The sequence below is a fragment of the Moorena sp. SIO3H5 genome (assembly GCF_010692395.1).
In the GTDB taxonomy this organism is placed as follows: domain Bacteria; phylum Cyanobacteriota; class Cyanobacteriia; order Cyanobacteriales; family Coleofasciculaceae; genus Moorena.
This window is the reverse complement of record NZ_JAAHHS010000340.1, coordinates 1-8,450: the sequence shown is the minus strand read 5'-3', so window position 1 is coordinate 8,450 and position 8,450 is coordinate 1. Positions and strand designations below refer to the sequence as shown.

At 41.7% G+C, this 8,450-nt stretch carries 2 protein-coding genes; both read right to left on the bottom strand.

Translation table 11 applies throughout. The features are described from left to right. Positions 1-4,525 (bottom strand): non-ribosomal peptide synthetase (locus F6K52_RS27475; protein WP_293085877.1); only part of this gene is annotated, 4,525 nt, incomplete at its 3' end. Beyond that, positions 4,522-8,450, bottom strand: a 3,929-nt coding sequence (locus tag F6K52_RS27470) for an SDR family NAD(P)-dependent oxidoreductase (RefSeq protein ID WP_293085874.1), incomplete at its 5' end; no start/stop codon positions are given. The genes F6K52_RS27475 and F6K52_RS27470, both read right to left, overlap by 4 nt.

The following is an 8,450-nucleotide window of genomic DNA, read 5'->3' as shown; positions in this document are numbered from 1 at the left end:
AGCTAAAGGATGGTTTGAATATTTCCTCCTGCTGAAGGGCAAACATTACCTGAAATAAGGGGTTTTGGGATAGAGACCTTTGAGGTTGCAACTCTTCTACCAACTTCTCAAAGGGTATGTCTTGGTGACCATAAGCTTCTAGGGCTGTTTGTTTAACTCGGTTTAATACTTCTGTGAAACTAGGAGACCCTCCCAGGTCTGTGTACATGATTAGGGAGTTGACAAAGAAACCTATCAACCCTTCTATTTCTGTACGGTTGCGGTTGGCGATCGGTGTTCCTACTGCTATACTTTCTTGGCCACTGTAACGAGATAGTAAGACTTTGAAGGCTGCTAGCAGGGTCATAAATAGGGTGGTTCCCTGGTTTTGGCTGAGTTGTTTAACTTTTGATGTTAGTGCTGCTGGTATGTTTATCGGTATACCTGCCCCATTAAAGGTTTGAACTGGAGGTCGGGGATGGTCTGTGGGTAGTTGTAGTTGGGGCAAGTCTTGGAGCTTTTGCTTCCAGTAGTTGAGTTGGCTAGAGAGGGTTTCACCTTGTAAGTAGTTCCGCTGCCACACTGCAAAGTCGGCATATTGTATTGGTAGTGGTGGTAATGAGGATGGTTGGTCTTGCACTGTGGCAGTGTAAATGCCTGAGAGTTCTTTGGATAATACTTTCAGTGACCAGCCGTCGCTAGCGATGTGATGTAATGTGATTTGCAGTATGTGTTCTGTTGTTTCTAGTTGATACAACTGAGCGCGTATGGGGGGGTCTACTTCTAGATTGAATGAAAGTTCATTTTCTTGTTGAAGTAACTGTTGGAGTTTGTTTGTTGCCTCAGATGGTGTTAACCCACTTAGGTCTTTTTTGGGTAGTTGTAGTTCAAAGGGGGGTTTGATTATTTGTACTGGTGTACCATTGATTTCACTGAAAGTGGTTCTGAGGGTTTCATGGCGAGCAATGATTTGGTTCAGGCTTTTTTGTAGGGCTAAATAGTCCAATTGACCTACTAGATGTAGGGTTAATGGCATATTGTAGGCGTTGCTACTCAAGGCCATTTTTTCTATAAACCATAGCCTTTGTTGAGCGAAGGATAATGGTGGGGGGTTGCCATCTTTCACTCTTGGTGCGATCGCTATTGTCTCCACACCCTCACTTGCTGCTAGATATTTCTCCAGTTTCTGAGCTAAACTAGCTAGCTCTGGCGTTTCAAAGAGAGTCTTGAGAGGGCACTCCACTGCAAATGCCTGTTGTATCCGAGAGACAACCTGAGTCGCTAGTAAAGAATGCCCCCCCAAATCAAAGAAGTTGTCGTGTATTCCGACTTTTTCTATTGCCAACACCTCTTGCCAAATCTCTGCTAATACCTTCTGTGTCTGGGTCTGGGGAGCTACATATTCTGTTGACACACTACTGGCCACATCTGGTACAGGTAAAGCCTTACGGTCTACCTTGCCATTGGGGGTCAGTGGCAGTTGTGGCAACACGACAAACCCGCTTGGTATCATATACTCCGGCAACCGCTGTTTCAGATACTGTTTCAATTTCCCTATTTGTTCTGTCTGTGATCCTTCTGGAGTTTCACTTAAGAGCACTATATAAGCGACTAGACCTTTATTACCAGAGTTATCTTCTGTTGCTAATACCACTGTTTCTTTGACTGTGGGATGTTGAGTTAAAGTCGATTCTATTTCTCCTGTTTCGATGCGATATCCTCGCACTTTTACCTGGTTGTCGATGCGACCGATATATTCGATATTGCCATCGGGTAAATATCTAGCTAAGTCTCCCGTCTTATATAGTTTAGAGTTGTCACCCTCGAAAGGGTTAGGTATGAATCTTTCTGCCGTTAAGTCTGGTCTGTTTAGATATCCTCGTGCTAAACCTGCACCACCGATATGTAGTTCTCCTGGTACTGCGATCGGTACTGGTTGTAAGTAAGGATCAAGGATATAAATCCTCAGATCTGCTAAAGCTTTTCCAATGGGGCTACTGACCTGTTCTATGTTGTCTTTGCTCAAGAAAAGGTATGTGACATGGACTGTTGTCTCGGTGATACCATACATATTGATTAACTCAGGGCATTGATCCCCATGGCGTTCAAACCATGGGGCAAGAGTTTGTATCTTGAGGGCTTCCCCCCCGAAGATGACATATCGTAGCTTGAGAGCATCAGCACTATAGCCAAGATCGACTGGAATTAGTTGAGCGAATGCAGATGGAGTTTGGTTGAGGACAGTAACCTGATGTTGAACTAACAGATCGTAGAATTCTTTGGGAGAACGACTAACCCAGTAGGGCACAATGACAAGGCGACCACCATACAGCAGAGCTCCCCACAGTTCCCACACAGAGAAATCGAAGGCGTAGGAATGGAATAATGTCCAGCAGTCGTGAGGATTAAAATTGTAAATGGCTTCAGTTGTACGGAATAAGCGGGTGACATTTTGATGGGGAATTAAGACTCCCTTTGGTTGTCCTGTGGAGCCTGAAGTATAAATTACATAAGCCAAATTTTCTGGAGTTACTCCAATAGCAGGATTATCTGTACTTTGTTGAGATAAGGCGACTGTGTCTAAATCACTATCCAAACAAACTACTTTGGCTTGATGTTGTGGCAAATCTGATAAAACCGACTTAGTTGCTACTAATATTGGTACTGCGGCATCTTCCTTGATATAACTCAAACGTGGTGCTGGATAACTGGGGTCTAATGGTACATAAGCTCCACCTGCCTTGAGAATCCCCAACAATCCCACTATCATCAACAGCGATCGCTCTACACAGATACCCACTAATACTTCTGGTTTGACACCCAAACTTTGCAAGTAGTGAGCTAATTGATTAGCTCGACAATTTAACTCGAAGTAGGTCAGTTGTTGGTCTTCAAATACTACTGCTATTGCCTCTGGGGTTTTCTGGACTTGTGCTTCAAATAATTGATGGATACATTTGTCTGTGGGGTAATCTGTTATGGTATCGTTCCATTGTACTAGTATCTGATCTAGCTCTACCTCTGTCATTATTGGCAATTGTAATACCCTTTGTTCTGGATGAGTCACCACTGCTTCTAACAAAACCTGGAAATGCTTCATCATCCGGTTTATTGTGTCTGGCTCAAAAATATCTCTGCTGTAGTTACAACAAACTTCCAAACCTGATGAAACTTCCATCAAGCGAACTTCCAAATCGAATCTGGTGAAATCAAAATCCAACCTTTGGCTTACCCTTAAACCGGGTAAATTCCAAGGTTCCATTTTAGTATTCTGGAGAGCGAAGGCCACCTGTACTAAAGGGTTATGACTTAAGTTTCTCTCTATGTTTAGCTCTTCTACTAGCTTCTCAAAGGGTAAATCCTGGTGAGCGTAGGCTTCTAAGGTAGTTTCTCTTACTTGATTTAATAATTTTTTGAAGGTGGGATTATCTGACAAGTCAGCCTGTAACACAAGGGTATTGACAAACATACCAATCAATGATTCAGTTTCCCCTCGATTGCGATTGGCAATAGGAGAACCTACTACTAAATCTAATTGACCGCTGTAACGGGATAATAAAACAAAAAATGCAGATAACAGAGTCATAAATAATGTACTTTCTGACTCTTGGCTTAACTGTCTTAGTTTTCTAGTCAAATCTAGATCTATTTGAAAAGACTTGCTCCCACCCTTAAATGTAGGTTGAGCAGGATGGGGGTAGTCTGTAGGAAGCTTCAGAACTGGGGAAACTCCAGCCAGTTGTTTTTTCCAGTAATTCAATTGTTTTTCGAGCACCTCTCCAGCAAACCATTCCCGTTGCCAGTAAGCAAAGTCTGGATACTGGATAGGTAGTTCTGGTAGAATCGGGGTTTTTCCCTGAGAAAAAGCTGTATAGAAACTAGATAGCTCTTTAACTAAAATCCCTAAAGACCAGAGATCGCACATAATGTGGTGCATTGTGATTAGCAGCACATGACGTTCTGGGTCAAGTCGCAACAAAGTAACTCGTAGCATCGGTCCCTTAGCTAGGTCAAACAGTGCCATTGCTTCCTGTCTGACTAGCTGTTGAACTTTTTCTGACTGTTCCTGGGGCGAGTAGCTATTTTGCAAGTCTACCACTAGCAGTGTCAGGTCGGTTACTGGAGCAACTATCTGTACGGGTTTTCCATCGAGATCGGAAAAGGTAGTCCGCAACATTTCATGGCGTTGGATAATTGCGTTCAGACTTTGCTCCAAGGCGACAACATTTAAAGTACCGTCTATAGTCAGAACAATTGGTAGATTATAAGCGGGATTATTAGGAAACAGCTGGTTCAAAAACCATAGCCTTTCCTGAGCAAAGGACAAAGGTATTTTGCCATCTCTATCAACTTGTTTAATAAACTGTTTTTGAGTTTTATACCCCTGAAGCAAAAACTCTATAATTTCTCTTTTACGCTCGATTAAAGCCTGTTTCAACTCTGGTGTAATTACTCCCTTTGGAGCATCACATCCTAGTTGCTCTTTTTCTATCCAAAGTTTGATACCTAGATTTTGTAGATAAGATATAAACTCAACTATTTTCATAACAGAAACCGCTCCTTTTCTTCTGTTTCAGAAGTTAATGTAGTCTGATTTTGAGCAACTTGACGCAGCACTTCTAGGTTTTGGGCTATGCCAGTAATAGTCGGATACTCAAATAAAAGCTTTAAGTTGAGTTCCATCTCAAAAGCCTGTCGCAAGCGAGAAATCACCTGAGTTGCTAACAGAGAATTGCCCCCCAACTCAAAGAAATTATCATAGATACTCACCTGGGACACCCCAAGCAGTTCCTGCCAAATTTGAGCAACTTGGCGCTCCGTCTCATTCCTGGGCTTAACCTTTTCTTTAGTTGAACGACCCAAATTACTCTCTCGAAGTAAAGCTATATCAATTTCCCCACCCTCAGTCACAGGCATTTCAGCCAACTCCACCACAGCACCACTACTAGGTTTACCCACTGCATCCTGTACCATTAGCTCCAGAACACTCACATCGGGTTTACCCTTATCGTTAGTCGTAAAGTAAGCTGTTAATTGTTGCAGACTATCCGAAGTAGAAGTCAACCTTCTGATATTAAGATTACTACCATCCAAACCCACCATTAAGTAGGGTTGGTCATGGCATAAACCAGCTAACAGTGAAGACATACCTTGAGATAATCCCACAGCTAAATATCCCTTGGCTTGAGTTAACTGCTTCATCTGATAACCCCGACTCATCCCCATGTCATCCCACATACTCCAAGCTAAACAATAGCTCTGTAACTGACTCATCTCACGTTGATAGTAAGAGAAAGCATCCAAGAAACTATTAGCTGCTGCATAAGCTCCCACCGTTGTGCCACCAAAGAAGCCATTAATAGAGGAAAAATTGATAAACAAAGTCTTTGGTTGCAATTCTTGCAATTGATGTAATACCCAAGTACCTATCAGTTTAGGACGTAACACCTCAGCTAAACTTTCTGGTGTTTCCTCCCTCAGCAAACGCTCTTGCATCAACCCTGCTAGATGAATCACCCCATCCAGTTGTTGAGTGTTCCATCCAGACAAGGTTTGCTGTACTACCTGTTGCACATCTGTGAAATTGCAAATATCAACTGCTTGGTATATCACCTCCCCATCTAACTGCTGCAATGATTGGTAAGCTTGGATTTTCTCTGCTACCTTCCCACCATGCTGTAGATGAGTCTCCCAGCGATCGCACTCTGGTAGCAGTGTACGACCTAACAGCAATAATTTAGCCTGATAATGTTCCAAAAGATACTTAGCAATTTCAACAGCAATTCCTCCTAAACCGCCACTGATCAGGTAAGTGCCTCCAGTTTTGAATCGTAATGGTTGTTTGGGTAAGGAAGGTAGGTCAATTTTCTCCAGACCTAATACCCAACGCTCTCCATCTCGATAAGCCACTTCTGAATCTTTAGCATCAATAGTTAGTTCCTCAAGGATGCGATCGCCCTTGGCGGGGCTTCGCCCATCGGCTTCTAATGAGTCTTGTGGCAAGTCCAGATGCCGACAATGCCAGTGGGGGATTTCCATCGGGATAGTTTTCAACAAACCTGGTACTGTAGCTTTTTGATAGGCAATGGGTTCTTTGGGATTCAGAGATTGACTATGACTGGCAACATACAGCAGTCGCACTGGATAATCTGGGCTCTGATTACCGAAAGTTTGTAGGATAAATAAGAGGCTATAGATGCCAGTTATTTGTGCTGTTTCTAGAGTTTCTGTATCAGGGATTACTTCAGTATATTCATCATAATGCCATAGGTGAATAATTGCTCCAATTTGGAAATTATCTGCTGCTATAGACTGGTATAATTGTTGATAGTCTCTAACATCTGTACCAATTATATAGTGATTGTCATTGACTTTGGTGAAAGTTTGTCCTAGTTCTATCTGCACATAAGGCTGAGAATTAGTGTCTAATTTGTGGCATAATCGTTGACCTAAGCCTAACTTATCTATAAATACTAAAATTACTCCGATTCGAGCTAATTTGTGTAGTTGATAATTTCCTTGTTTTCGTTGCCATGTTTTTTGATAAAACCAATCAGGAATTGTGTTGCTGCTATTTTCGGTAATTAAATCTACCCGTTTTAAGATTTCTTTGAATTCTCCTGTGGCAAATTTTTGACTAAGTTGAGTTCGTTGAATCTTACCGATGGAAGTTTTGGGAATTACGTCTTTGTCTAGGGGTATTAAATAATCGGGATTAATTCCCATGCGGTTGACTACTTGTTCTCTGATAGCTTTTAATAAAGCTAATAACTCTGTATCTTCCGTTTGATCACTATTGAAAAATATGGCTAATTTATCGGTATTGTCATTAGTTTCTCGCACAGCACAAGCGCAGGTGTAGGAAACTTCTATTTCTGGTAATTCTTCTACCGCCGATTCGATTTCATGGCTGTAGTAGTTTAACCCGTTGATAATAATTACGTCTTTTTGTCTTCCAGTAATTGTTAAACGCCCGTGTTTCAGAAAGCCTAAATCTCCTGTGTTAAACCAACCATCTGGGGTAAAAGCTTCTTGATTGGCCGTGGGATTTTGATAGTAACCCGAGGTAACTGATGCGCCTTTTACCTGTAAAGACCCAACAACTCCTTCACGAACTACTTGTTGATTTACGTCAACAATTCTCAAAGAAGCCCCCGCAATTGGTGGACCAAGTTCAACAAATTTATCTTGATCAGATGATGATTCAAGAGAAAAACTGTTAGACCATGTAATCCCGGAACAAGTCTCGCACATTCCGAAAGCTGGATGAATAGCTTTGGTCGATAAACCATAAGAGCTTAAAAGTTTAAGAAAGTTTCTGGCAGTTTTAGTAACGATTGCTTCTCCTGCATTCACTAAAAATTTCATTGAAGACAAATCCCAGTGTTGTTTCGTAACTTCTTCTGCGCAATCGCCAATCAGAGTAAATGCAAAATTTGGTGCCCAGCTAATTGTGGCTTGATAACGGTCAATTAAATCTAACCACTTGAGTGGATTTTGCAGTATCAATTGTGTCGGTACATGAATCTGCTGACATCCTAAGTCTACTGCCATAATACTCAGAAATACCAATGCTCCTACATGGTCCATCGGCATCCAATTCAAGGTGACATCTTGACTAGAAAATTGGTTCATGGCAATTGTACCAGCAGACATACTCAATAGATTGCAGTTTTGCTGCATTACTGCTTTAGGTATCCCAGTGCTACCAGAAGTTAACAGCAAAACTGCCAGGTCTTGTGGTTGACTTTTGTAAATCTTTGGATCTGGTTCAAAACCTCGTAACTGTTCCAAAGTTTCAACCACAAACTTCCCTAAATTCAGACGTTGAAACCACCCACTCATTGATGGCGCTAATTTGTTATCTGTGAGTATCAAAGGCTGTCCTAACAAAGCCCAAGTATTTTGCAGTTTAGTAAGACTACTGTGGGATTGGTCATAACTAGGGGGTATTGATACTGGTACTGGTACAAATCCTCCCAACACACAACCCCAAAATGCACTGATAAAATCTTGATTTGATTCTAGTTGAAAGATTACTTTGTCTTGAGGTTTTAACCCTAACTGTCTTAACCCTCGTAATAGTCTTTGAGCTTCTACCCACAACTCACTATAGGTTTGAGTGATTACTTCTCCATCTGACTGAATATATATTAAACTGGTATCCCCGTGCTGTTTTGCTGCTCGTTCTAATGCTTGTGCTAAAGTAGTTGGTGCATTTGGCGGCCACTTGATTGGTTCTCCTTCACTGATGGCTTGCTTTCGGGATGTTGATTGGGTTGGTAATTCTGTTGTTGAATATGACTTTTCTACTACGGAAGTTGGACCATGATTCGGTAGTTTGATTTGTTCTGATGGCAGCAAGTCTGATATATGCAATGGTGGCAATTTTAGTGTTTTCTGTTGCACTACCACTGCTACTTGTTCTATTTCTGGCACTGCTTTGAGTTTTGCTTCCCATTGTTGCACTA